At 54.7% G+C, this 24,424-nt stretch carries 19 protein-coding genes and 1 pseudogene; 12 read left to right on the top strand and 8 right to left on the bottom strand.

The features are described from left to right. Nucleotides 1-5: 5 nt before the first annotated feature. The 4 genes from hofC to nadC all read right to left on the bottom strand — a co-directional run bounded on the left by hofC (nt 6) and on the right by nadC (nt 4,096). The gene (gene hofC, locus ACK13D_RS18815; RefSeq protein ID WP_039386512.1) at nt 6-1,205 is read right to left on the bottom strand and encodes a protein transport protein HofC; all 1,200 of its coding nucleotides are present in this window, start codon (nt 1,203-1,205) and stop codon (nt 6-8) included. Continuing rightward, nucleotides 1,198-2,583: a type II secretion system protein GspE gene (gene gspE, locus ACK13D_RS18810; protein ID WP_010253919.1), complete on the bottom strand. Its 1,386-nt coding sequence runs from the start codon at nt 2,581-2,583 to the stop codon at nt 1,198-1,200. Before gspE ends, hofC begins: the two co-directional genes overlap by 8 nt. Further along, the gene (ppdD, locus tag ACK13D_RS18805) at nt 2,570-3,025 is read right to left on the bottom strand and encodes a prepilin peptidase-dependent pilin (RefSeq protein WP_010253922.1); all 456 of its coding nucleotides are present in this window, start codon (nt 3,023-3,025) and stop codon (nt 2,570-2,572) included. The genes gspE and ppdD overlap by 14 nt, the downstream gene beginning before the upstream one ends. A gap of 174 nt (nt 3,026-3,199) precedes the next feature. Then, entirely contained in the window at nt 3,200-4,096 is an 897-nt protein-coding gene (gene nadC, locus ACK13D_RS18800) for a carboxylating nicotinate-nucleotide diphosphorylase (RefSeq protein WP_010253926.1), read from the bottom strand. Between the two features lie 197 nt (nt 4,097-4,293). Between nadC and ampD the strand changes: the two genes are divergently transcribed. Both ampD and ampE read left to right on the top strand, forming a co-directional pair. Next, nucleotides 4,294-4,845 (top strand): 1,6-anhydro-N-acetylmuramyl-L-alanine amidase AmpD, encoded by a 552-nt coding sequence (ampD, locus tag ACK13D_RS18795; RefSeq protein WP_033770964.1) that lies wholly within the window; start codon nt 4,294-4,296, stop codon nt 4,843-4,845. A 16-nt stretch (nt 4,846-4,861) separates the two neighbouring features. Continuing rightward, nucleotides 4,862-5,716 carry a beta-lactamase regulator AmpE gene (gene ampE / locus ACK13D_RS18790; RefSeq protein ID WP_187501521.1) on the top strand — a complete coding sequence of 285 codons (855 nt, stop codon included), beginning with the start codon at nt 4,862-4,864 and terminating at the stop codon, nt 5,714-5,716. Here the strand turns inward: ampE and ACK13D_RS18785 are convergent. From ACK13D_RS18785 to aroP, 3 genes are all read right to left on the bottom strand, one after another. Then, the gene (locus ACK13D_RS18785; protein WP_033767925.1) at nt 5,698-6,657 is read right to left on the bottom strand and encodes a glycoside hydrolase family 43 protein; all 960 of its coding nucleotides are present in this window, start codon (nt 6,655-6,657) and stop codon (nt 5,698-5,700) included. The genes ampE and ACK13D_RS18785 overlap by 19 nt on opposite strands. After that, entirely contained in the window at nt 6,654-8,066 is a 1,413-nt protein-coding gene (locus ACK13D_RS18780; RefSeq protein ID WP_022625418.1) for a glycoside-pentoside-hexuronide (GPH):cation symporter, read from the bottom strand. The genes ACK13D_RS18785 and ACK13D_RS18780 overlap by 4 nt, the downstream gene beginning before the upstream one ends. Before the next feature lie 198 nt (nt 8,067-8,264). Then, a complete protein-coding gene (gene aroP / locus ACK13D_RS18775) occupies nt 8,265-9,620 on the bottom strand; it encodes an aromatic amino acid transporter AroP (RefSeq protein WP_010253939.1) in 1,356 nt (451 codons plus the stop codon). A 515-nt stretch (nt 9,621-10,135) separates the two neighbouring features. On the opposite strand from aroP, the gene pdhR reads away from it, so the two are divergent. From pdhR to ACK13D_RS18735, 8 genes and pseudogenes are all read left to right on the top strand, one after another. Further along, complete coding sequence (pdhR, locus tag ACK13D_RS18770; protein WP_010253942.1) at nt 10,136-10,900, top strand: pyruvate dehydrogenase complex transcriptional repressor PdhR; 765 nt, start codon at nt 10,136-10,138, stop codon at nt 10,898-10,900. 101 nt (nt 10,901-11,001) lie between these two features. Next, a complete protein-coding gene (aceE, locus tag ACK13D_RS18765; RefSeq protein WP_010253944.1) occupies nt 11,002-13,668 on the top strand; it encodes a pyruvate dehydrogenase (acetyl-transferring), homodimeric type in 2,667 nt (888 codons plus the stop codon). A 14-nt stretch (nt 13,669-13,682) separates the two neighbouring features. Continuing rightward, nucleotides 13,683-15,584, top strand: coding sequence for a pyruvate dehydrogenase complex dihydrolipoyllysine-residue acetyltransferase (gene aceF / locus ACK13D_RS18760; RefSeq protein WP_418796981.1), 1,902 nt, complete (start codon nt 13,683-13,685; stop codon nt 15,582-15,584). A 160-nt stretch (nt 15,585-15,744) separates the two neighbouring features. After that, a complete protein-coding gene (lpdA, locus tag ACK13D_RS18755) occupies nt 15,745-17,169 on the top strand; it encodes a dihydrolipoyl dehydrogenase (protein ID WP_418796980.1) in 1,425 nt (474 codons plus the stop codon). A 182-nt stretch (nt 17,170-17,351) separates the two neighbouring features. Further along, nucleotides 17,352-17,531, top strand: a complete 180-nt coding sequence (locus ACK13D_RS18750; RefSeq protein WP_010253953.1) for a type II toxin-antitoxin system HicA family toxin — start codon at nt 17,352-17,354, stop codon at nt 17,529-17,531. Between the two features lie 26 nt (nt 17,532-17,557). Further along, the gene (locus ACK13D_RS18745) at nt 17,558-17,983 is read left to right on the top strand and encodes a type II toxin-antitoxin system HicB family antitoxin (RefSeq protein ID WP_033756573.1); all 426 of its coding nucleotides are present in this window, start codon (nt 17,558-17,560) and stop codon (nt 17,981-17,983) included. An 81-nt stretch (nt 17,984-18,064) separates the two neighbouring features. Continuing rightward, nucleotides 18,065-18,154 (top strand): annotated as a pseudogene (locus ACK13D_RS18740) (CRISPR-associated protein Cas1); the annotation flags it as partial. A 236-nt stretch (nt 18,155-18,390) separates the two neighbouring features. Continuing rightward, nucleotides 18,391-19,320 (top strand): Rpn family recombination-promoting nuclease/putative transposase, encoded by a 930-nt coding sequence (locus ACK13D_RS18735; protein WP_033770970.1) that lies wholly within the window; start codon nt 18,391-18,393, stop codon nt 19,318-19,320. A 436-nt stretch (nt 19,321-19,756) separates the two neighbouring features. On the opposite strand, the gene ACK13D_RS18730 is transcribed toward ACK13D_RS18735, so the two are convergent. Continuing rightward, nucleotides 19,757-20,656 carry a LysR family transcriptional regulator gene (locus ACK13D_RS18730; protein WP_050679554.1) on the bottom strand — a complete coding sequence of 300 codons (900 nt, stop codon included), beginning with the start codon at nt 20,654-20,656 and terminating at the stop codon, nt 19,757-19,759. Nucleotides 20,657-20,761: 105 nt separating this feature from the next. Between ACK13D_RS18730 and ACK13D_RS18725 the strand changes: the two genes are divergently transcribed. Together ACK13D_RS18725 and acnB are read left to right on the top strand one after the other, a co-directional pair. After that, complete coding sequence (locus tag ACK13D_RS18725; protein ID WP_010253965.1) at nt 20,762-21,271, top strand: phenolic acid decarboxylase; 510 nt, start codon at nt 20,762-20,764, stop codon at nt 21,269-21,271. Between the two features lie 553 nt (nt 21,272-21,824). Further along, nucleotides 21,825-24,422, top strand: coding sequence for a bifunctional aconitate hydratase 2/2-methylisocitrate dehydratase (gene acnB / locus ACK13D_RS18720; protein ID WP_031593569.1), 2,598 nt, complete (start codon nt 21,825-21,827; stop codon nt 24,420-24,422). The last annotated feature ends 2 nt before the right edge of the window (nt 24,423-24,424 follow it).

The raw sequence follows: 24,424 nt of genomic DNA, 5'->3' as shown, positions 1-24,424 counted from the left end.
GCCCCTTAATGCATCGCATCACCCAGCCCGAACACCGGCAGATACATCGCAATCACCAGCGTGCCGACAATGCCGCCAATCACCACCATCATCATCGGTTCCAGAGAAGCAGCCAGTGTGTCAGCGCGCTCACGGGTTTCTGCCTCATGCCATTCCGCCAGACGAGCCAGCATTAAATCCAGCGCGCCCGCCTCTTCGCCGACGCGAACCAGCTGACCGCATAATGGTGTGAACAGCGGATGATGCATCAGCGCCTGATGCAGAGGATTCCCCTGAGCAATGTGCTGCTGCAGTCCGGCCATTGCTTCCCGCCATAGCAATGATGAGAGCGTCACTTCAACGGCAGCCAGTCCCTGTAGCAAAGTTAACCCGGCGCGCTGTGTCAGATTCAGAATGGTGTAGATCTGCGTCAGCTGTGTGCCACGCCATAACCCGGAAAGCAGCGGGATGCGCAGGAAAATCGCCTGCTCACGGCGCTGCCAGCCCGCAGAGCGTCGTCGTAACTGATGCCACGCCACCAGCATCAGCGATACGCCGATGGCTAACACAGCTCCCCACTCCTGAAGCGCGGCAGATAACTGCATTACCGCTGCCGTAAAGGCGGGCAGGGGGGCATCAAAGGAGTCATAAACGGCAACGAACTCTGGCAGAACGAACAGGAGCATGCCGCAGGTGACCGCAATCGCCACCAGCAGAATGAACAGAGGATAGCGCAGCGCCTTCGCCACCTGATGCCATAACTGCTGTTGCCGGATCTGCTGCCGGGCCAGCTCACTGCAACAGGTATCCAACTGACCGGTCAGTTCGCCCACCTCCATCAGGGCCGGATAGAGTGCCGGAAAAATCTGCGGCCATTCACGTAAAGCCTGCGAAAAAGGGGCACCGCTGAGTACCCGATGATGCAGGGCGAGCATCAGAGCACGCCAGCCTGCATGCGGATGGCCCTCAGCCAGCAAAGCCAGACTCTCTGCCAGCGGCAGTCCCGCTTTGAGCAGGGTTGCCAGCTGACGAATCAGATCGGTTTTGTGCTGCCACTTCCACTCCCTCTGACGCCACACTTTTTCTCGTTTCCAGCTCACCGGCAGAAGATCGCGCTGCGCCAGCATCAGCAGCAGGTTATCACTGTCGATAGCCAGTAGCTGGCCACTGACTAACTGGCCCTGGCTATCGACCGCCTGCCAGCGAAATAAAGACGCATCAGCCATCGTCCAGCCCAATCACCCGTTGCATCTCTTCCAGCGAGGTATCGCCCCGGCTTACCGCTTCCAGGCCAGAAACCAGCAGGGTGCGTAATCCCTGCTGTTTCGCCAGGCTGAGCAAATTCTCCAGCGGCATTTCGGCGGCGATCGCATTTTGCAGCCTGGCATTGATCGGCAGCAGTTCAAACAGCGCCAGCCGGCCAAAATAGCCGGAAAAACAGTGGTCGCAGCCGGGAGCTCGCCAGGTTTGCAAGGTACCGGGCCAGAGTTCCGCAGGATAGTGTGCCACCGCCTGAGCGGGCTGACGGCAGTGGGGACAGAGGCGTCGAACCAGGCGCTGAGCAACAATCAGTTTCAGCGCCGACCCCAGAAGATAACCGGGAATACCCATCTGTCGTAGCCGGGTCAGGGTCTCGGCGGTGGAGTTGGTGTGCAGTGTCGACAGCACCAGATGTCCGGTCTGTGCCGCTTTAACCGCAATCTCCGCCGTTTCAGCATCGCGGATCTCTCCTACCATGATCACGTCCGGATCCTGTCTCAGCAGCGCCCGCAACACGCGGTTAAAATCGAGGCCGTTTTTAGCATGGATCTGCGTCTGGTTAATGCCGGGCAGGGGGATCTCAATCGGATCTTCAACGCTGCACAGATTTTTTTCCGGCGTATTCAGGGCACTGAGTCCGCTATAGAGCGTAAACGTCTTGCCGCTACCGGTAGGCCCGGTGACCAGAATCAGCCCCTGCGGCTGCGCCAGCGCGGCGCAGAACAGGCGCAACTGCGCGGCGGGTAAGCCGAGCTTATCCAGCGACAGCGCCGCGCTTTCACTCTGCAACAGCCGGACCACCGCTTTCTCACCACCGTAGATGGGTAAGGTCGCCAGGCGAAAAGAGGCGGGTTTACCGGCGATCTCCAGACTGAACTGACCATCCTGCGGTAACCGGCGTTCGGCGATATCCAGTCCGCCGAGGATCTTCAGTCGCGCCAGCAGAGCAGCAGGCTGGGTGACGGGCAGGGAAGATAGAGGGTGCAATACGCCATCGATACGCAAACGCACCCGCAGGCCATCACGGCCGGGTTCGATATGGACATCAGAGGCGCGACGCTCCAGCGCCTGACGCAGGATCAGCTGTGTCGCTTCGATCGCTGATTCTGCTGGTGCCTCTTCGCGCGCTACAAGCGGTGTGCCAGCGTGCTGAAGCTGGTCGAGCCGGGCCTGCGGCCAGCACTCGATTTCAATCTGACACTGGCTGGCAAAATGGAGGGCTTCAGCCAGCCCTGGCGGCACGCTCTCCGCGACGGCAACACGCAGCTGGCTGGCATCATGGTGCAAAACCAGGGCGCGATAGCGCTGACATAATGCCGCGATCGCCTCATCAGGCTTGCTCATCGCTGGCTCCTTTATCCGCAAAGCGGAACTGCTGCAGGCAATTGTCACGCAGGCTATTGTTGCTGCTGGTGCAGCTGCGTTGCCAGCTGATGCCGCCCTCGGTGCTGTCCCAGAGAGGCAGCATTTCAACGCTCAGCCCATTCAGGCTCTCCTGGCCGGTCAGCGTAATGACCCCGTTGGTCACGCTCAGTGCTGAGACATAGCGCGATCCCCTGGCAGCAGGAATACCCGCTTCTCCGGCCTGGCACTGCGTCGGGCCGCCGCGCTCCATGGCGCAAAGCTCAACAGCGGTTTTATAGGGCACCATGGTTTGCAGCATGTCGGTAAGGGCAGCACGCTGCAGATAATTTTGATAAGCGGGCAGGCCGATGGCACTTAAGATTGCCACAATACCCACCACAATCATCAGTTCAACCAGCGTAAATCCACGTTGATAATTCATCACATCGTCTCCGTATTAAGAAGGCGACAGGTTAAAAATCGGGGGCAGTAAAAGACAGGCAGAGATGGGCAAACTGGAAAGCGTGATGTGAACAGATTTCAGACTTACAGCGCAGTCGAAACTGCGCCGGAAGCAGGGTCGCAAAATCACCGTGTTGAGTGACGGCGAGGCAGGCTATTTTTGTTTAAAGCGCATCGAGAGATCCAGCGCCCGCACATGCTTGGTCAGCGCGCCAACCGAAACATAGTCCACGCCGGTCAGGGCGATCTGTGGCAGGGTAGTTTCGGTGACGTTACCGGAGACCTCCAGCAACGCCCGACCCTGATTAAGTTCGACGGCGGCACGCATCGCTTCCAGGCTAAAGTTATCCAGCATCACGATATCGGCTTCCGCTTCCAGCGCCTGACGTAACTCCTCCAGCGATTCCACCTCAACTTCAACCGGCACATCGGGCTGCAGCCATTGCGCTCTTTCCACTGCCTGCCGAATCGAGCCGCTGGCAATAATATGGTTCTCTTTGATGAGATAAGCGTCAGAGAGGCCCAGCCGATGGTTGCTGCCACCGCCGCACAACACGGCATATTTCAGCGCAGTCCGCAGTCCGGGCAGGGTTTTACGCGTGTCCAGCAGTTGCGTCTGGCTTCCCGCCAGCAGCGCGACATAGCGGCTGACTTCGGTAGCAACGCCTGAGAGCGTCTGCACAAAATTAAGCGCCGTTCGCTCGGCGGTCAGCAGCAGCCGGGCAGGCCCCTCGATTTCAAACAGCAGCTGGTCAGCCTCGATCTGATCACCATCTTCGACATGCCAGATCAGGGTCGCGTTTGAGCCGAGCTGAATGAACACCTCTTCAACCCAGCGTTTACCACAGAAAACACCGGCTTCGCGGGTGATGACCTGCGCATCGGCCTGGGTATCGGCGGGTAACAGCTGCGCGGTGATATCGCGGTCAGCGTCGATCTTGCCTCCGAGATCCTCTTTTAACGCCAGCGCAACACTATCCGGAATGTCACTTTCAATGCGTTTAATCAGCGCCTGACGACGGCTGTCGGGATCATAACCACGGGATGACATAGGCGTTTTACTCCAGAAAGGGAAATGACAGAGGCGGTCACAATAGCCTGAACCGCCATTCGGTTCCAGCAACTGATAGCATTTTGTTTAGTATCCTTAACACGCAGTGCGTGAATGTCATCAGACCGGCACACTAAGAAGCAAGAATCCTTTATTATTCATGCTATTCTCAGCCAGGTGAAATAAGGAAAACCGCTATGAAAATCAAACAGGGCTGGCTGACCTGCGTGCGTCATGTGCCGTCGCCGCATTGCAACGAACGCCCTGATAATGAGGCACCTTCACTGCTGGTGATCCACAATATCAGCCTGCCACCCGGTGAATTTGGCGGGCCATGGATCGATAAACTGTTCACCGGCACCTTACCGCCCGATGCCCATCCCTATTTTGCGGATATCGCCGCGCTGAAAGTGGCGGCACACTGCCTGATTCGTCGTGACGGGGAGATCGTGCAGTATGTCCCCTTTGATAAACGCGCCTGGCATGCAGGCATTTCGCAGTTCGAAGGACGTGAGAACTGCAACGACTTCTCCATAGGCATCGAACTGGAAGGGACAGACAGTGAGCCTTATAGCGAGGCGCAATATCGGGCCTTGCAGCAGGTGACGCAATTACTGCTGCAACACTATCCGTTAACGCCTGCACGTATCACGGGGCACAGTGACATCGCACCGGTACGCAAAACCGACCCCGGACCTGCTTTTGACTGGGACTACTACAAACAGCTGTTAACGCAGCAAAAATCCTGATTTTTGCGGAGTCAGTATGACGTTGTTTACCTTGTTGTTGGTTTTAGGCTGGGAGCGCCTGTTTAAACTGGGCGAGCACTGGCAGCTCGAACACCGGCTGGAGCCGATCTTTCGCCAGCGCCACCATTTCTCAATGATGCGTACCCTGCTGATGACCGTGCTGGCGATGGCGCTGACCGCGCTGGTGATCTGGAGTCTGAAAGGGCTGCTGTTTGGCGTGCTGCAACTGCTCTTCTGGATTGTTGCCGGACTGCTCTGTATCGGTGCCGGGTCGGTGCGACAGCACTACCACGGCTACCTGAAAGCGGCCAGTCATGATGACGACGCTGCGCATCAGGCGATGGCGGCTGAACTGACGCTGATTCATGGCGTGCCGGTGGAATGCAGCGAGCGCGAGTTCCTGCGTGAGCTGCAGAATGCCCTGATCTGGATAAACTTCCGTTTCTACCTTGCGCCAATGTTCTGGCTGGTGGTAGGCGGTCCGTGGGGGCCGGTGCTGCTGGTGGGTTACGCTTTTCTGCGGGCCTGGCAAGGCTGGCTGGCAAAGCACGGAACACCGATGGCGCGTTCACAATCTGGCGTGGATGCCATTCTGCATCTTCTCGACTGGATCCCGGTGCGGCTGGCGGGTGTGGCTTACGCCCTGCTGGGTCATGGCGAAAAAGCGCTGCCCGCCTGGTTTGCTTCGCTGACCGATCGGCATCGTTCTCAGTATCAGGTGCTGACGACTCTGGCGCAGTTCTCACTGTCACGCGATCCGCACACCGATAAAGTCGAAACGCCACGGGTTGCCGTGGCGTTAGCGAAACGTACCTCACTGGTACTGGTTGTCGCTGTCGCGTTGCTGACGATTTACGGCACGCTGGTGTAATCGGCAGGCGGCACGCCGAAATCAGGCGTGCCATCTTCCCGCCAGCTGAAATATTTCAGTCGGGTATGGCGGTTCGGATCCCATAACGGATCGCCTTCAATTTCAGTGTAGTTACGCGCGTGGTACACCAGCACGTCGCGTCCCGCCTCATCCTGGGTAAAACTGTTGTGACCCGGTCCATACTGATGGTTGTCCCAGCTGGAGACAAATACCGGCCGTGCAGATTTCTGCCAGGCGGCAACATCGAGTGGGTCGGCATCAGCAGCAATCGACAGTATTCCCAGACAGTAATTCTCATCGGTGGCGCTGGCAGAGTAGGTCACAAACAGCCGATCCCCGTGACGGATAACCGCCGGTCCTTCATTAACGCTAAAGCCTGCGCACTCCCACTCATATTCTGGCCGGCTCAGCATCACCGGCGTGCCTTTCAGCGTCCAGGGATTAAGCAACTCAGCCAGATAGAGGTTAGAGTTGCCGGGAATCAATGGATCTTTCTGCGCCCAGAGATACCAGTTTTTACCCTGATGCACGAAGTGGGTGGCATCCAGTGAGAAGCTGTCGAACTGGCTGAACACCCGGCGACAGGGCTGCCAATCGCCCTGCAGCGGATCTTCCGCCTCACACACCAGCGCATACATCCGGTGCTGAAACAGTCCCTCTTTGATTTCACGCGTCGGTGCTGCCGCGAAATAGATGACCCACTGTCCGTCAATGTAGTGCAGCTCAGGTGCCCAGATTAACTCGCTAAAGGGGCCGCTCTCGGGCTTGCGCCAGACGACCACCGGCTCGGCGCTGCGCAGGCCAGCCAGCGTCGTGGCGCGACGGATCTCCAGCCGGTCATACTCCGGCACCGATGCCACAAAGTAATAGTACTGTTCATGACGCAGGATAAAGGGGTCGGCGCGCTGCTCGATAAAAGGATTCGGCCAGTCTGGGGTCATTTTACATCTCCTGTTTGCGGGGCAGCACCGTCGCGCAGGCGGACAGTGTGTAAATCATGGAAGTTTTCGCGGCGCAGCGCGAGATCCTGCTGGATGGTAATCATCATTTTGCGGTCGACCTTCATCAGTCGTACCACACCGGCGGTAATCAGATAGCCGACACCCGGAATAATGGTGAACAGCAGCATGATGCCGTTAATCGCCTCTGGGGACTGCTGCTTAGCGCCCGCATTGTAGCCATAGATCGACAGCAGAAAGCCGACCATCGCACCGGCAACCGCCAGTCCCACCTTGAGGAAGAACAGGTTGCCGGAGAAGCTGATGCCGGTGATGCGTTTGCCGGTTTTCCATTCGCCGTAGTCATCCACATCGGCCATCAGTGACCAGTGCAGCGGAGAGGGGATCTGATGCAGGATATTCAGCACAAAGTAGGCGACCACGACCATCACGGTGGCGTGGGGATCGATCCAGTAGAAACCGCTGGAGAAGAGTGCCAGCGCGATATTGGTCCAGAAGAAGACTTTGAGTTTGCACCAGCGATCGGTGAGCAGTTTCGCCAGCGTGCTGCCGACCATCATGCCAATCACACCCAGGCTGATAAACAGCGTGGCGAAGTGCGTTGACTGGCCCATGACCCAGGTCACGTAATACATGGTGGCCGCCATACGGATGAAGCCGGGACAGACGTTACAGAAGGTCAGCAGCAGAATGCGTACCCACTGGTCATTCTTCCAGACGTCACGCAGATCTTTTTTCAGGTCATCATTGCTCGGCACGGCAGGGCGGATACGTTCACGTACCGTGGCAAAGCAGAACAGAAACATCGCCAGGCCAATGGTTGCCAGTACCGCCATCGCCATCTGATAGCCGCGCGCTTTGTCTTCGCCACCGAACCACTCTGCCATCGGCAGCAGGGACAGGGAGAGTATCAGCGTAGCGATGCCGACCATGACAAAGCGATAAGACTGGCAGGAGACGCGCTCACCGGGATCGTTGGTAATCACGCCGCCCAGAGAGCAGTAAGGAATGTTAATCGCCGTATAGGTCAGCGACATCAGGAAGTAGGTGACGAAGGCCCAGATCACCTTGTTGTGATAGGTCCAGTCTGGCGTGGTGAACATCAAAACGCTGAACACCACATAAGGTACGGAAACCCACAGCAGCCAGGGACGAAAACGACCCCAGCGACTCTGGGTGCGATCGGCAATCGCGCCCATAATAGGATCGGTTACCGCATCGAGCACTCTGACCGAGAGCAGCAGGGTCCCCACCAGCGCCGGGGCCAGGCCGAAAACGTCGGTATAGAAGTAGTTCAGGAACAGCATGATGGCACCGCCAATCATGTTGCATCCGGCATCGCCCATGCCATATCCCAGTTTTTCCCGAAACGGGAGGGCTGTACCTTTCATGGTTTTCTCCTGCGCATCCAGTGTGAACAGGAATTATTGGCAGGAAATCAGCGAGATGAACGGGAGTAATTCGTTATGAAGATGGATAAAACAGTTGCGGGGAGAGAAGTGTGAACTGGATCGGGACAGTTGAGACGGTCAGAGAGGCGCGGGTGACGTGCTGCAACCCCGCAGGAGGTCGCAGCACGTGGTAAAGCATCAGGCTTTCTGTGTCTGGTTCTTGATAAAGTAACCCACGCCCAGAATCACCAGCCAGACCGGAATCAGCCAGACAGAGATCGCCATGCCCGGCGTGGTCGCCATCAGTACCAGAATCGCCGCCAGGAAAATCAGGCAAATCCAGTTACCCGCCGGATAGAGCAGCGCTTTAAAGCGGGTGGTTACGCCCTGCTGATCTTTCTTACGACGGAACTTAAGGTGCGCCAGGCTGATCATCGCCCAGTTGATCACCAGCGCAGAGACGACCAGCGACATCAGCAGACCAAATGCTTCACCCGGCATCAGATAGTTGATCAGCACACACAGCGCAGTGGCGACAGCAGAGACCAGAATCGTTAACACCGGCACACCGCGACGATCGACTTTCAGCAGCGCTTTTGGCGCATTACCCTGCTGTGCCAGACCAAACAGCATACGGCTGTTGCAGTAAACGCAGCTGTTATAGACCGACAGCGCCGCTGTCAGGATGACCACGTTGAGCGCATTCGCCACCATGGCATCGCCCAGTTCGTGGAAGATAAAGACAAACGGGCTGACTTCTGACGTGACACGCGTCCACGGCATCAGTGACAGCAGCACCGCCAGCGAACCAATATAGAAAATCAGAATACGCCACAGCACCTGGTTGGTCGCTTTTGGAATGCTCACTTCCGGGTTATCGGCTTCAGCGGCGGTGATACCCACCAGCTCCAGGCCACCAAACGAGAACATGATAATCGCCATGACCATCACCAGACCGCCGATGCCATGCGGGAAAAATCCGCCCTGTTCCCACAGGTTGCGCACGGTAGCCTGCGGACCCGCGTGACCGCTGAACAGCAACCAGCCTCCGAACAGGATCATGCCAATCACCGCAACCACTTTAACGATGGCGAACCAGAACTCCATCTCACCAAACACTTTAACGTTGGTCAGGTTGATAGCGTTAATCATCACGAAGAAGATGGCAGCCGAAGCCCAGGTCGGAAAGTCTGGCCACCAGAACTGGACATATTTGCCAACGGCGGTGAGTTCCGCCATGGCGACCAGCACATAGAGCACCCAGTAGTTCCAGCCCGAGGCGAAGCCTGCAAAGTTGCCCCAGTATTTATACGCGAAGTGGCTGAAGCTGCCGGCGACCGGCTCTTCCACGACCATTTCACCTAACTGACGCATGATTAAAAAGGCAATAAAACCGGCAATTGCATAGCCCAGAATTACGGCCGGTCCGGCGGATTCAATGACCGATGCACTGCCCAGAAACAGGCCGGTTCCCACTGCACCACCCAGCGCGATGAGCTGAATATGGCGGTTCTTGAGACCACGTTTCAGCGCTTCGCCTTGCTGTTGTTCCATACAAACCTCGTGATGTTTTTATTCTTCGTTCGCAGCGCAGGACGCTGTAATGAAGTAGTTACAATAACGTATTGATTATTTTACGGTATCTGGCGTGCTGAATAGTGCCATCTGCTACCCTGGCGACAAGAATAGTGATAAGCGAATCGCTTTGCACCTGCTTTCGCCTTTCGTGCTGAGAGTTGACTGAAAAAACGCCGTCCTGGTCACGTCTGCCCACAGCAACTTCTGCCATGAAATTCCGTTAATGACGAATAGCTTTCACTTATGTCTGCCGCTGCGCTAACGCGCTAAGCGGGTGTAAGGTTTGGTAAAAGTGAAATTATTTAACATTTGCGGTAACGCGAATTTTTCATTTTTTTAACCGCAAGTTAGCGCCAGCACAGGCTTTGGGGGCAGGTGAATGTCGCAGACACCATATAGACACAAGGTGAATACTTTGTTACTTTACCGGCACCTCTTTGCAATTGGTATTACCAATTTACTCCGGACGATTGGCTTAATAAGAAGGGACGATGGCTTACAGTAAGATTCGCCAACCTAAACTCTCCGACGCTATCGAGCAACAGCTCGAATCGCTGATTATGGAAGGGACCCTGCGTCCGGGAGAGAAGCTGCTGCCTGAGCGCGAACTCGCCAAACAATTCGATGTCTCACGTCCGTCTCTCCGCGAAGCGATCCAGCGCTTAGAAGCCAAAGGATTATTGCTGCGCCGGCAGGGTGGCGGAACGTTCGTGCAGGAGAATCTCTGGCAAAGCTTAAGCGATCCACTCGTTGAGCTTCTCGCCGACCATCCGGAATCACAGTTTGATCTGCTGGAAACGCGCCATGCCTTAGAAGGCATCGCCGCCTATTACGCGGCACTGCGCGGCACAGAGGAAGACCTGCTGCGCATTCGCGACTGCCATGTGAATATCCAGCAGGCGCAGGACAGCGGCGATTTAGACGCCGAAGCGGACGCAGTGATGCAGTATCAGATCGCTGTCACAGAAGCGGCCCATAATGTTGTGCTTTTACATTTGCTACGCTCAATGGGCCCTATGCTGGAACAAAACGTTCGCCAGAATTTCGAATTGCTCTACTCGCGCCGGGAAATGCTGGCAAAAGTGAGCGGTCACCGCGCCAGAATCTTTGAGGCGATTGTGGCTCGTGAGCCAGAAAAAGCGCGCGAGGCTTCACACCGTCACCTGGCGTTCATAGAGGAAATCTTGCTGGACAGAAGTCGGGAGCAGAGCCGTCGAGAACGCTCCCTGCGTCGTTTACAGCAACGTAAGGAATAACGTGCGACAAAGATCGTACTGACATCAGACGAGCCTGCCTGCATCTGCTTTAACAGGCTCCCGATTATTCAACGTATTAGACACAGATAAGGAACACACCCATGTCAGAACGTTTACACAATGACGTGGATCCGATTGAAACTCGTGACTGGCTACAGGCGATCGAATCGGTCATCCGTGAAGAAGGTGTTGAACGTGCACAGTATCTGATTGATCAGGTACTGGGTGCAGCCCGCAAAGGCGGCGTAAACGTGGCTGCAGGATCTTCTGCAATCAGCAACTACATCAACTCTATTGCCGTTGAAGATGAACCCGATTATCCGGGCAATACCTCTCTTGAACGTCGTATCCGTTCCGCAATTCGCTGGAACGCCATCATGTCGGTGCTGCGCGCATCGAAGAAAGATCTGGAACTCGGCGGCCACATGTCCTCCTTCCAGTCTTCTGCGACGATTTATGAAGTGTGCTTCAACCACTTCTTCCGCGCGCGCAGTGAGAAGGATGGCGGCGATCTGGTCTATTTCCAGGGTCACATCTCTCCCGGCATCTATGCCCGTGCGTTCCTTGAAGGTCGTCTGACCGAAGACCAGATGAATAACTTCCGTCAGGAAGTTGACGGTAAAGGCCTCTCTTCTTATCCGCACCCGAAATTAATGCCGGAATTCTGGCAGTTCCCGACCGTATCAATGGGTCTGGGTCCGCTGTCGGCTATCTACCAGGCGAAGTTCCTGAAGTATCTGGAACACCGTGGACTGAAAGATACTTCTGCTCAGACCGTTTACGCCTTCCTGGGTGACGGTGAGATGGATGAGCCAGAATCCAAAGGCGCGATCACCATCGCGACCCGTGAAAAACTGGATAACCTGGTCTTCATCATCAACTGCAACCTGCAGCGTCTGGATGGCCCGGTGACCGGTAATGGCAAGATCATCAACGAGCTGGAAGGCATCTTTGCCGGCGCTGGCTGGGAAGTGATCAAGGTCATCTGGGGCGGTCGCTGGGATGAGCTGCTGCGCAAAGATACCAGCGGCAAGCTGATTCAGCTGATGAACGAAACCGTCGACGGCGATTACCAGACCTTCAAATCCCGTGATGGTGCCTATGTGCGTGAGCACTTCTTTGGTAAATATCCGGAAACCGCCGCGCTGGTTAAAGATCTGTCCGATGATGAAATCTGGGCATTGAACCGTGGCGGCCACGATCCGAAGAAAATCTACGCGGCACTGAAAAAAGCGCAGGACACCAAAGGCAAGCCAGTACTGATCCTGGCGCATACCATCAAAGGTTATGGTATGGGCGACACCGCGGAAGGCAAAAACATTGCCCACCAGGTGAAGAAGATGAACATGGATGGCGTGCGCTATATCCGTGATCGCTTCAACGTGCCAGTTGCAGATGACAAAATTGAATCCCTGCCGTACGTGACCTTTGAAAAGGGCTCTGAAGAGCACACGTATCTGCACGGTCAGCGTGAGAAGTTAGGCGGCTACCTGCCAACACGTCAGCCGAAGTTCACTGAAAAGCTGGAAATGCCAGCACTCGAAGAGTTCAGTGCGCTGCTGGATGAGCAGAACAAAGAGATCTCAACCACCATCGCCTTTGTGCGTGCCCTGAACGTGATGCTGAAGAACAAGTCGATCAAAGATCGCCTGGTTCCGATCCTCGCTGATGAAGCGCGTACCTTTGGTATGGAAGGTCTGTTCCGTCAGATTGGTATCTACAGCCCGAACGGTCAGCAGTACACCCCGCAGGACCGCGAGCAGGTTGCTTACTACAAAGAAGACGAGAAAGGCCAGATTCTGCAGGAAGGGATCAACGAGCTGGGCGCAGGTTCATCCTGGCTGGCTGCGGCGACCTCTTACAGCACCAACAACCTGCCGATGATCCCGTTCTACATCTATTACTCGATGTTCGGCTTCCAGCGTATCGGCGATCTGATGTGGCTGGCGGGCGACCAACAGGCGCGCGGCTTCCTGGTCGGCGGCACCTCAGGTCGTACTACCCTGAACGGCGAAGGTCTGCAGCATGAAGATGGTCACAGCCACATTCAGTCGCTGACTATCCCGAACTGTATTTCCTACGATCCTTCTTACGCCTATGAAGTCGCTGTCATCATGCATGACGGTCTGGTGCGTATGTATGGCGAAGCGCAGGAGAACGTTTACTACTACATCACCACGCTGAACGAAAACTACCATATGCCAGCAATGCCCGCTGGTGCAGAAGAGGGTATCCGTAAGGGTATCTACAAACTGGAAACGGTAGACGGCAGCAAAGGCAAAGTGCAGCTGCTGGGCTCAGGTTCTATCCTGCGTCATGTGCGTGAAGCTGCGCAGATCCTGGCGAAAGATTACGGTATCGGCTCTGATGTCTACAGCGTCACCTCGTTCACTGAACTGGCACGTGATGGCCAGGATTGTGAGCGCTGGAACATGCTGCATCCGACAGAAGAAGCGCGCGTACCTTACATCGCTCAGGTGATGAACGACGCACCTGCTGTCGCCTCAACCGACTACATGAAACTGTTCGCTGAGCAGGTTCGTAGCTATGTCCCGGCCAGCGATTATCGCGTACTGGGTACCGATGGCTTTGGTCGCTCTGACAGCCGTGAGAACCTGCGTCATCACTTTGAAGTTGATGCATCTTATGTGGTGGTTGCCGCGCTGGGTGAGCTGGCTAAACGCGGCGAGATCGAGAAGAAAGTGGTGGCCGACGCGATCACCCGATTCAATATCGATGCCGATAAAGTTAACCCGCGTCTGGCTTAAGAGGTAATAGAGTAATGGCTATCGAAATTAAGGTACCGGATATCGGGTCTGACGAAGTTGAAGTCACCGAGATTCTGGTGAAAGTTGGCGACAAGGTGGAAGCCGAGCAGTCGCTGATCACCGTGGAAGGCGACAAAGCCTCAATGGAAGTGCCGTCGCCGCAGGCTGGCGTAGTGAAAGAGATCAAAATCTCTACCGGTGACAAAGTTGAGACCGGCTCACTGATCATGGTGTTTGATGCTGAAGGCGCTGCGGAAGCAGCACCTGCCGCCGCCGAAGAGAAAAAAGCGGACGTGGCGCCAGCGCCAGCCGCTGCTGCGGCCACTGCCAGCAAAGAAGTGGCTGTGCCGGATATCGGCGGTGACGAAGTTGAAGTCACTGAGATCCTGGTTAAGGTTGGCGACAAAGTCGAAGCCGAGCAGTCACTGATTGTGGTGGAAGGCGATAAAGCGTCGATGGAAGTCCCGGCTCCGTTCGCGGGTGTGGTCAAAGAGATCACTATTTCCACCGGCGACAAGGTCAGCACCGGTTCAGCCATCATGGTCTTTGAAGCAGAAGGCGCAGCACCGGCCTCTGACGCGAAGCCAGAAGTGAAAGAAGAAGCGGCATCGGCACCTGCCGCGGCTGCAGGCGCAAAAGACGTTAACGTCCCGGATATCGGCGGTGATGAAGTTGAAGTTACCGAGATCCTGGTCAAAGTTGGCGACAAAGTTGAAGCTGAGCAGTCACTGATTGTGGTTGAAGGCGACAAAGCCTCTATGGAAGTGCCTGCGCCGTTTGCAGGTACCGTCAAAGAGCTGAAAGTGGCGACCGGCGATAAAGTCAGCACCGGCTCACTGATCATGGTGTTCGAGGTCGAAGGTGCTGCTCCGGCTGCCCCTGCGGCCGCGAAACAGGAAGCCGCACCGGCCCCTGCTGCCAAATCTGAAGCTAAAGCCGCGGCACTCGCTCCAGCTAAAGCGGAAAGCAAAGGTGAGTTCGCAGAGAACGACGCTTACGTTCACGCTACCCCGGTGATCCGTCGCCTGGCGCGCGAGTTCGGTGTTAACCTGGCGAAAGTCAAAGGCACCGGCCGTAAAGGTCGCATTCTGAAAGAAGACGTGCAGACTTACGTGAAAGAGGCCGTGAAACGCGCTGAAGCGGCACCAGCTGCAGCCAGCGGCGGCGGTCTGCCAGGCATGCTGCCATGGCCGAAAGTTGATTTCAGTAAATTTGGCGAAATCGAAGAAGTCGAACTGGGGCGTATCCAGAAAATTTCTGGCGCGAACCTGAGCCGTAACTGGGTGATGATCCCGCACGTTACGCATTTCGACAAAACCGATATCACCGATCTGGAAGCCTTCCGTAAGCAGCAGAATGCTGAAGCAGAGAAGCGTAAGCTGGATGTGAAGTACACCCCGGTGGTGTTTATCATGAAAGCGGTCGCGGCGGCGCTTGAGCAGATGCCACGCTTCAACAGCTCGTTGTCTGAAGATGCGCAGAAACTGACGCTGAAAAAATATATCAACATCGGTGTGGCGGTTGATACACCAAATGGCCTGGTGGTTCCGGTCTTCAAAGACGTGAACAAGAAAGGCATCACCGAGCTGTCGCGTGAACTGATGGCGATTTCGAAGAAAGCGCGTGACGGTAAGCTGACAGCGGGCGACATGCAGGGCGGATGTTTCACCATCTCCAGCCTGGGCGGCCTGGGCACCACGCACTTCGCGCCGATCGTGAACGCGCCGGAAGTGGCTATCCTGGGTGTCTCTAAATCGGCGATGGAGCCGGTGTGGAACGGTAAAGAGTTTACTCCGCGTCTGATGATGCCGATTTCTCTCTCCTTCGACCACCGCGTAATCGACGGTGCTGATGGTGCGCGATTCATCACCATCATCGGCAATATGTTGTCTGACATTCGTCGTTTAGTTATGTAAATGTAAAGAAGGCCGGCGAAAGCCGGCCTTCCTGTAACGATTCGTCGCGCCGCGGTTGGCAGTTTGTTAACAATTCTGTAAACTCTTGCGGTGAAAGTCCCGGTGGAACAAGGGCATTATAAGAAAGTCTGACCCGCCGGATATCAATTAAGAGGTCATGATGAGTACAGAGATTAAAACCCAGGTCGTAGTACTTGGGGCAGGTCCTGCAGGTTACTCTGCAGCCTTCCGTTGTGCGGATTTAGGTCTGGAAACCGTACTGGTAGAGCGTTACAGCACCCTGGGTGGTGTTTGTCTGAACGTCGGTTGTATCCCATCTAAAGCGCTGCTGCACGTTGCTAAAGTGATTGAAGAGGCGAAAGCCCTTGAAGAGCACGGCATTGTGTTTGGCCAGCCATCTACTGATATCAACAAGATTCGCAGCTGGAAAGAGAAGGTTATCAACCAGTTGACTGGCGGCCTGTCAGGAATGGCAAAAGGTCGTAAAGTCACCGTGGTTAACGGCCTCGGCAAATTCACCGGTGCTAACACCCTGGTGGTTGAAGGAGAAGGCGGCGCGACCACCATCAACTTCGATAATGCCATTATCGCTGCGGGTTCACGTCCAATCGAACTGCCATTCATTCCACATGAAGATCCACGCGTCTGGGACTCTACCGATGCGCTGGAACTGAAAGAAGTGCCGAAGCGCTTGCTGGTCATGGGCGGCGGCATCATCGGTCTGGAAATGGCGACGGTTTATCATGCGCTGGGTTCAGAGATTGATGTGGTTGAGATGTTCGACCAGGTTATCCCGGCTGCGGATAAAGACGTGGCGAAAGTCTTTACCAAGAAAATCAGCAAGAAATTTAACCTGATGCTGGAAACCAAAGTGACCGCCGTTGAAGCAAAAGACGATGGCATTTACGTTTCAATGGAAGGTAAAAAAGCACCAGGCGAAGCGCAGCGTTATGACGCGGTGCTGGTGGCGATCGGTCGTGTGCCGAACGGTAAAGGTCTGGATGCCGGTAAAGCGGGCGTGGAAGTGGACGATCGCGGCTTCATTCGCGTCGACAAGCAGATGCGCACCAACGTGCCACACATCTATGCTATCGGCGACATCGTCGGTCAGCCAATGCTGGCGCACAAAGGCGTGCACGAAGGCCACGTGGCGGCAGAAGTGATCTCCGGTCTGAAGCACTACTTCGATCCGAAAGTGATCCCTTCAATTGCCTATACTGAGCCAGAAGTTGCCTGGGTCGGTCTGACCGAGAAAGAAGCGAAAGAGAAGGGCATCAGCTACGAGACCTCCACCTTCCCGTGGGCAGCCTCAGGCCGTGCTATCGCTTCTGATTGTGCAGACGGTATGACCAAACTGATTTTCGACAAAGAGACGCACCGGATTATTGGTGGCGCGATTGTCGGTACTAACGGCGGCGAGCTGTTAGGCGAAATCGGTCTGGCGATTGAGATGGGTTGTGATGCGGAAGATATTGCGCTGACCATCCACGCTCACCCGACCCTGCATGAGTCAGTCGGTCTGGCGGCAGAAATCTTCGAAGGCAGCATCACCGATCTGCCTAACGCGAAAGCGAAGAAGAAATAAGTTTCTGCTACTAAAGAAAAAAGCTCCCGTTTTGGGGGCTTTTTTTTCGCCTGGACTCTGGTGCTGTATGGCAAGAATCGATTTAGGTTAAGACTAAAGGTAACCCCAATAACCCTGAAAACGTTGCCTGTGAGAGTTATTAGAGTTATCGTGCTTTCATCGGGACGCGACAGGACACAGGGATGGATAGCAGCACGTTAATTTCCGAAATGAAGGCTGATGGCTGGGTTCTGACAGGGATAAACGGTAGCCATCACCATTTCACACATCCGACAAAACCGGGGCTGGTTACAGTACCCCATCCTAAAAAAGACTTACCGATCGGTACGGTAAAGAGCATCAGGAAACAAGCGAGAATTTAATCCCGCTTGCCCGTAGAGGTATGAATATGTTTTATCCAATCGCGATTGAAGCGGGTGATCACGAACACGCATACGGCGTAATCGTTCCCGATTTACCAGGGTGTTTCTCTGCCGGGGATACTCTTGATGAAGCCATTAAAAACGCCAAAGAGGCTATCACAGGGCATATCGAATTATGTGTAGAACTCGGTCATGAGATCCCTGCCGTGTCCACCATTGAGACTCTGGCCACGAATCCTGAATATCAGGGTTATATCTGGGCATTGGTTGATGTAGATGTCATTCGTTTGCTGGGCGGCTCTGAAAAAATCAATGTCACTTTACCCAGGTCGTTAATTGATCGGATTGATCGTTGTGTGGCTTCACACCCGGAATACAAAAGTCGCTCGGGCTTTCTGGCTCAGGTAGCGCTTGAGCGTATTACTGCTCCAATTAACAGGCCTCAAAAGTAAGTCTGAGCGATAGCTAAATTTATTGGTGGCAGAGGAATCAAAAGGCACCGTTTATGAGTTTTTACCCCTTAAGCCATTGCTATGATCTTTCTCCCGTATGGTCAGGTTGATGTCTTTGATGATGCTTTTATCCAGATTGATAAAACCGGCGTAAGAATGCATATTCCGGTGAATCTGGATGGACTGCTGCTGATTCTCTTCCTGACTCTTATAAATCAGTGAGTTACTGATCTTTAAATACGTGAATTTAGTGGTGATTTTTTTATGAAGGTAAAATCATCATATTTTACAGCTACATACATTAAGAGTGTTCCCCGCTCAAGCGGGGATAAACCGCATTGATGATGGAGGTGGCCAGACATCTGGCCTGTGATCCCCTACGAATGTGAATATCAGAGTCAGGCCCGATGAAAAAAAAGAACAGCACTCCCACACCTCACGATGCCACTTTCCGCCAGTTTCTCTCACAGCCGGACATTGCCCGCGACTTCATGGAACTGCATCTGCCCGCCGAACTGCGCGCTATATGCGACCTCAGCACCCTGAAACTTGAATCCGGTTCGTTCGTTGAAGACGATCTTCGCCAGTATTTCAGCGATATCCTCTACAGCCTGAAGACCAGTAACGGGGATGGGTACATACACGTCCTGGTTGAGCATCAGTCTACGCCGGACAGGCATATGGCATTCAGGCTGATGCGATACGCTGTGGCGGCTATGCACCGCCACCTTGAAGCGGGCCATAAGCAGCTGCCGCTGGTTATACCGGTACTGTTCTATACCGGCAAACGCAGCCCTTATCCGTATTCAACACGCTGGCTCGACGAATTTGAAGACCCTTCGCTGGCGGAAAACCTCTATGGCAGCGCCTTTCCACTGGTGGATGTCACGGTGATCCCGGATGAGGAAATCATGGGGCACCGCAGCATGGCGGCGCTGACGCTGTTACAGAAGCACATTCATCAGCGTGACATCGCGACTCTCACCGATCGGCTGGCCACGTTACTGATGGCTGATTATCTTTCTTCACCCCAGGTAACAGCGCTGATACACTATTTACTGCAGGCAGGCGAGTCGGCTGACTCCGAAGCCTTCGTGCGCGAACTGGCACAGCGAGTGCCGCAACACGGAGACGCACTTATGACCATCGCACAGCAGCTGGAGCAGAAGGGCATCGAGAAAGGTATTCAGCTTGGTGAACAGCGTGGAATCGAGAAAGGCCGAAATGAAGGCAAACTCGAGGTTGCCCGCACTATGCTGCAGAACGGCATCGACCGTAACACCGTCATGAAAATGACCGGTCTCTCAGAAGATGAACTTTCACAGATTCGTCACTGATTTTGATGTCAGAAAACGGCTCGGCAACGTTAAGCCCTGCACTACAGGGCTTAGCAAATTTAATGGAACGCAGGCGCTGCTCATCAGACAGTGCGCTGAAGCAGTCTCCCGGGTTGACTGACTATAAGTTCGAGCGTGCTTTTCTGCCATTCCCGAAACTCATCACAAAGCAATTCGACTGTTATGACAAAATTACCGGGGCTCCTGGCTTAAACATCAGGATAGGTGGAGTTCCTGGGAGGTAGCGAAGAGGGCTGCAGATCAGCAGGGCATAACCTTCCTGGATGCTAAAATTCAGGGGCCGGCTAAGGTCTGGCTTATCCCTTTCACTGTTTCCAGTAAACCCGGTCAAACAGAATATGGGATGCTGGACTGTGGCACTGTGGCACAGGGGCAGTCGAATTCTCAGAAGATTAGGCAGCAAGCTAACCTTCATCTAACCACGCATCTCCCATGCAGCCACTCGTTCAATAAACATCTGTGCCAGGGCAGTAATGGCGCTGTTGCCGGGCAGTCTTTCTTCATTGATATACATCACCAGCGAACTACTGCGTCGGCGGCCCTGTAACAGCGGCAGGGGACGGAGCTCACCGCTTTCTAACTGCGCGGTGATATTCTGTTCCGGCAGCCAGCCATAACCTAACTGATGCTGGACCGCTTCAATGGCTGCCGACAGCGTCGTGAATGACCAGTTCTCCGCCTGATCGCCATTGACCTCCGACTGCTGCTGTTGCTGACGATCCAGAATGGTAATGCAGGGCCAGCGTGCCAGCGTAGCAGCATTAAGCGGGGCGGGTTCGCGGTGCAGCGGGTGGTCGCGATGGGCGACGGCGACGAAATCGACACTCATCAGGCTTTCGCCTGCTAACGGCGTGTCGCCATATTGTGCCACCAGCCAGAGATCAGCCTGATTTTCCGCCAGTCTGTCAGGCGTTTCGCTTCGGACGATTTCGCTAAACCAGATGCGGACATGCGGATAGCGTTGCTGAAAGGTCTGAAGCACATCGAATAGCAAGGGTTTGGGTAGAGTCGCATCGACCATCAGATCGATGCGCGAACGCTCGCCGCGTTGCAGTGCACTGGCCTGCGCCTCAAGCGCGCCGAATCCCTCCAGCAGCGGACGCACCTGCGCGAGCAACTGATGTCCCTCTGCACTCAGGACAGCGCGGCGGCCCTCCTGCTGAAGCAGGGTCAAACCCAGCCGCTGCTGTAACAGGCTCAGCTGATAACTCAGTGAGGACTGGCTGCGATTGTTCTTCTCCGCTGCCAGCGCAAAACTCCCCTCATTCACTACTGCGTCGAGCAGATACCACTGTTCGAGTGTTGTCTTGTACATGCTCACTCATCTAAAAATTAAATTATTTAGTGCTAAAAATAGCGTTATTCATCTGTTTTGTAACGCGCAATAATCTCCTCAAGGAAAACAAATGAGGAATTAACCATGAGCACTTTCGATAAACATGACCTGTCTGGCATCGTCGGCAAACATCTGGTTTACACCTATGACAACGGCTGGAATTACGAGCTCTACATTAAAAATGCCAGCACCATCGACTATCGCATTCACAGCGGTATGGTCGGTAATCGCTGGGTTAAAAATCAGCATGTCTATGTCGTTCGTCTGGCGCAGGATGTCTATAAAGTTTCCTGGACTGAACCAACCGGAACCGATGTCAGCCTGGCCGTTAATCTGGCTGATAAAATTTTCCACGGCACCATCTTCTTCCCGCGCTGGGTAATGAATAATCCGGAGAAAACCGTCTGCTTCCAGAATGATCATCTGGAAGAGATGGCAAAATTCCGCGAAGCGGGTCCGGCTTATCCAACCGAAGTGATTGATGAGTTCGCAACGCTGACCGTAATCCGTGATGTGGGTGAAAATAACGAAAGCGTGATCGACTGTCCGCCTGACCAGTTGCCCGCCAATTTTCCGGAAAATCTGAAAAATTAAGCATGCACAGAAGAGGTCATGACGACCTCTTCTGAATAGCAGTTTCTGTCTTGTAGCTTCTGACGTGTAACTTGCGAGGATGGAAAAGAGATTTACCGACCAGGGTTTTATCAGTAGTAATCAGCAGGACAGATTCGGTGTCAGTTGCATCAGGCTGATTTCCGGCCTGGTGTTGTTATCCTCCTGAGCTCAACTCCGCTGTACCCCATAAACACGCCGGCTTCTATTCCTGCCAGTTATCTATTTCCCTGAATCACTTCGCTAAAGCCACGGCAAAACTGACATAAACCTGCAGCCATTTGTGTGGAATGCGGTACGCTGCAGAGAGACCCATTCAGCCGACTCAGCTGGCTGATGCAGGGAGTTAAGCGGGCAGAATGGCCGTAGTGGATTATGTTGTATTTTTGTAAACAGATTAACAAACAGACGAAATACTGCTATTCTGCCCTCCGCGAAACCGGGCACCTCAACCTGGACGAGAAAGGGAAGATTGTTCTCCATAAGTGAGCAAGGTGGTCGGAAAGCCCTACATAATGAGAGCGAGGATAACGTCGTGCTAGAAGAATACCGTAAGCACGTTGCCGAGCGTGCTGCCCAGGGAATTGTACCTAAGCCTTTAGAGGCTTCCCAAATGGCCGCGCTGGTTGAACTGCTAAAAAATCCACCTGCGGGTGAAGAAGAATTTTTGATCGATTTATTGGTCAACCGCGTCCCACCTGGCGTCGATGAAGCGGCGTATGTCAAAGCCGGTTTCCTGGCGGCTGTCGCCAAAGGCGAAGCAACCTCTCCTCTGATATCTTCTGAAAAAGCGGTTGAACTGCTTGGCACCATGCAGGGCGGTTACAATATTCATCCGCTGATTGAGGCGCTGGACGATAGCAAACTGGCTCCGATTGCCGCGAAAGCCCTTTCACACACGCTGCTGATGTTCGACAACTTCTATGATGTCGAAGAGAAAGCGAAAGCGGGTAATGAATACGCGAAGCAGGTGATGCAATCCTGGGCAGATGCGGAATGGTATCTGTCACGGCCTGAACTGGCAGAGAAGATCACGGTTACCGTGTTTAAAGTCACTGGCGAAACCAACACCGACGATCTCTCTCCGGCCCAGGATGCCTGGTCACGTCCAGACATTCCTCTGCACGCCCTGGCGATGCTGAAAAATGCCCGTGAAGGCATTGAGCCTGATGACGCGGGCAATATCGGCCCGATCAAACAGATCGAAGCTCTGAAGACCAAAGGTTTCCCGCTGGCGTATGTCGGTGATGTTGTCGGAACCGGTTCTTCACGTAAATCCGCCACCAACTCGGTGCTGTGGTTTATGGGCGACGACATCCCGAACGTGCCAAATAAAAAAGGCGGCGGCGTGGTGCTGGGCAGCAAAATTGCACCCATCTTCTTCAACACCATGGAAGATGCGGGCGCACTGCCCATTGAAGTGGACGTAAATAACCTGAACATGGGCGATGTGATCGACATCTATCCATTCAAAGGCGAAGTCCGCAACCACGAAACCAATGAGCTGCTGGCCAGCTTCGAGCTCAAAACCGAAGTAGTGATTGACGAAGTGCGCGCCGGTGGCCGTATTCCGCTGATCATCGGTCGCGGCCTGACCACCAAAGCGCGCGAGTCGCTGGGTCTGCCGCACAGCACCGTATTCCGTCAGGCGAAAGATGTCGCGGAGAGCACCCGTGGTTTCTCACTAGCGCAGAAAATGGTTGGCCGCGCCTGTGGCGTGACCGGCGTTCGTCCGGGTGCCTATTGCGAACCTAAGATGACCTCGGTTGGCTCGCAGGATACCACCGGCCCGATGACCCGTGACGAGCTGAAAGATCTGGCTTGCCTGGGCTTTTCGACCGATCTGGTGATGCAGTCGTTCTGTCACACCGCCGCGTATCCGAAGCCGGTGGATGTGAGCACGCACCATACGCTGCCAGACTTCATTATGAACCGCGGTGGTGTGTCACTGCGTCCGGGTGACGGCATTATCCACAGCTGGCTGAACCGTATGCTGCTGCCGGATACCGTCGGTACCGGTGGTGACTCGCACACCCGTTTCCCTATCGGCATCTCTTTCCCGGCGGGTTCAGGCCTGGTGGCGTTTGCCGCCGCGACTGGCGTAATGCCGCTCGACATGCCGGAATCGGTTCTGGTGCGCTTCAAAGGTAAGATGGAGCCAGGCATTACCCTGCGCGATCTGGTTCACGCCATTCCGCTGTATGCCATCAAACAGGGTCTGCTGACCGTTGAGAAGAAAGGTAAGAAAAACATCTTCTCTGGTCGCATCCTGGAGATTGAAGGTCTGCCGGATCTGAAAGTCGAGCAGGCGTTTGAGCTGTCCGATGCGTCAGCAGAACGTTCCGCTGCGGGCTGTACCATCAAGCTGGATAAAGCGCCGATTATCGAATACCTCAGCTCCAACATCGTGCTGCTGAAGTGGATGATCGCAGAAGGCTACGGCGATCGTCGTACGCTGGAGCGTCGCATTGAAGGTATGGAGAAATGGCTGGCCGATCCTCAGTTGCTTGAGCCGGATGCCGATGCTGAATATGCCGCCGTGATCGAAATCGATCTGGCTGAAATCAAAGAGCCAATCCTCTGTGCGCCAAACGATCCGGACGATGCACGTCTGCTCTCTGACGTTCAGGGTGAGAAGATCGACGAAGTGTTTATCGGCTCATGCATGACCAACATTGGTCACTTCCGTGCTGCGGGTAAACTGCTGGATAGCCACAAAGGCCAGCTGCCAACCCGTCTGTGGGTGGCACCGCCAACCAAGATGGATGCGGCACAGCTGACCGAAGAAGGCTACTACAGCGTATTCGGCAAAAGCGGTGCGCGTATCGAGATCCCGGGCTGTTCACTCTGCATGGGTAACCAGGCACGTGTTGCAGATGGTTCGACGGTGGTTTCGACTTCGACCCGTAACTTCCCGAACCGTCTGGGTAACGGCGCTAACGTCTACCTGGCGTCAGCGGAGCTGGCTGCGGTCGCGTCTCTGCTTGGCAAACTGCCAACGCCGGATGAGTATCAGCAATTCATGGCGCAGGTCGATAAAACGGCCAGCGACACGTATCGCTATCTCAACTTCGACCAGCTGACGCAGTACACCGACAAAGCTGATGGTGTGATTTTCCAGACCGCGGTCTGATT

It is taken from the genome of Pantoea sp. K16 (assembly GCF_048452805.1).
In the GTDB taxonomy this organism is placed as follows: domain Bacteria; phylum Pseudomonadota; class Gammaproteobacteria; order Enterobacterales; family Enterobacteriaceae; genus Pantoea; species Pantoea agglomerans.
This window is presented reverse-complemented; position numbering and strand designations above follow the sequence as displayed.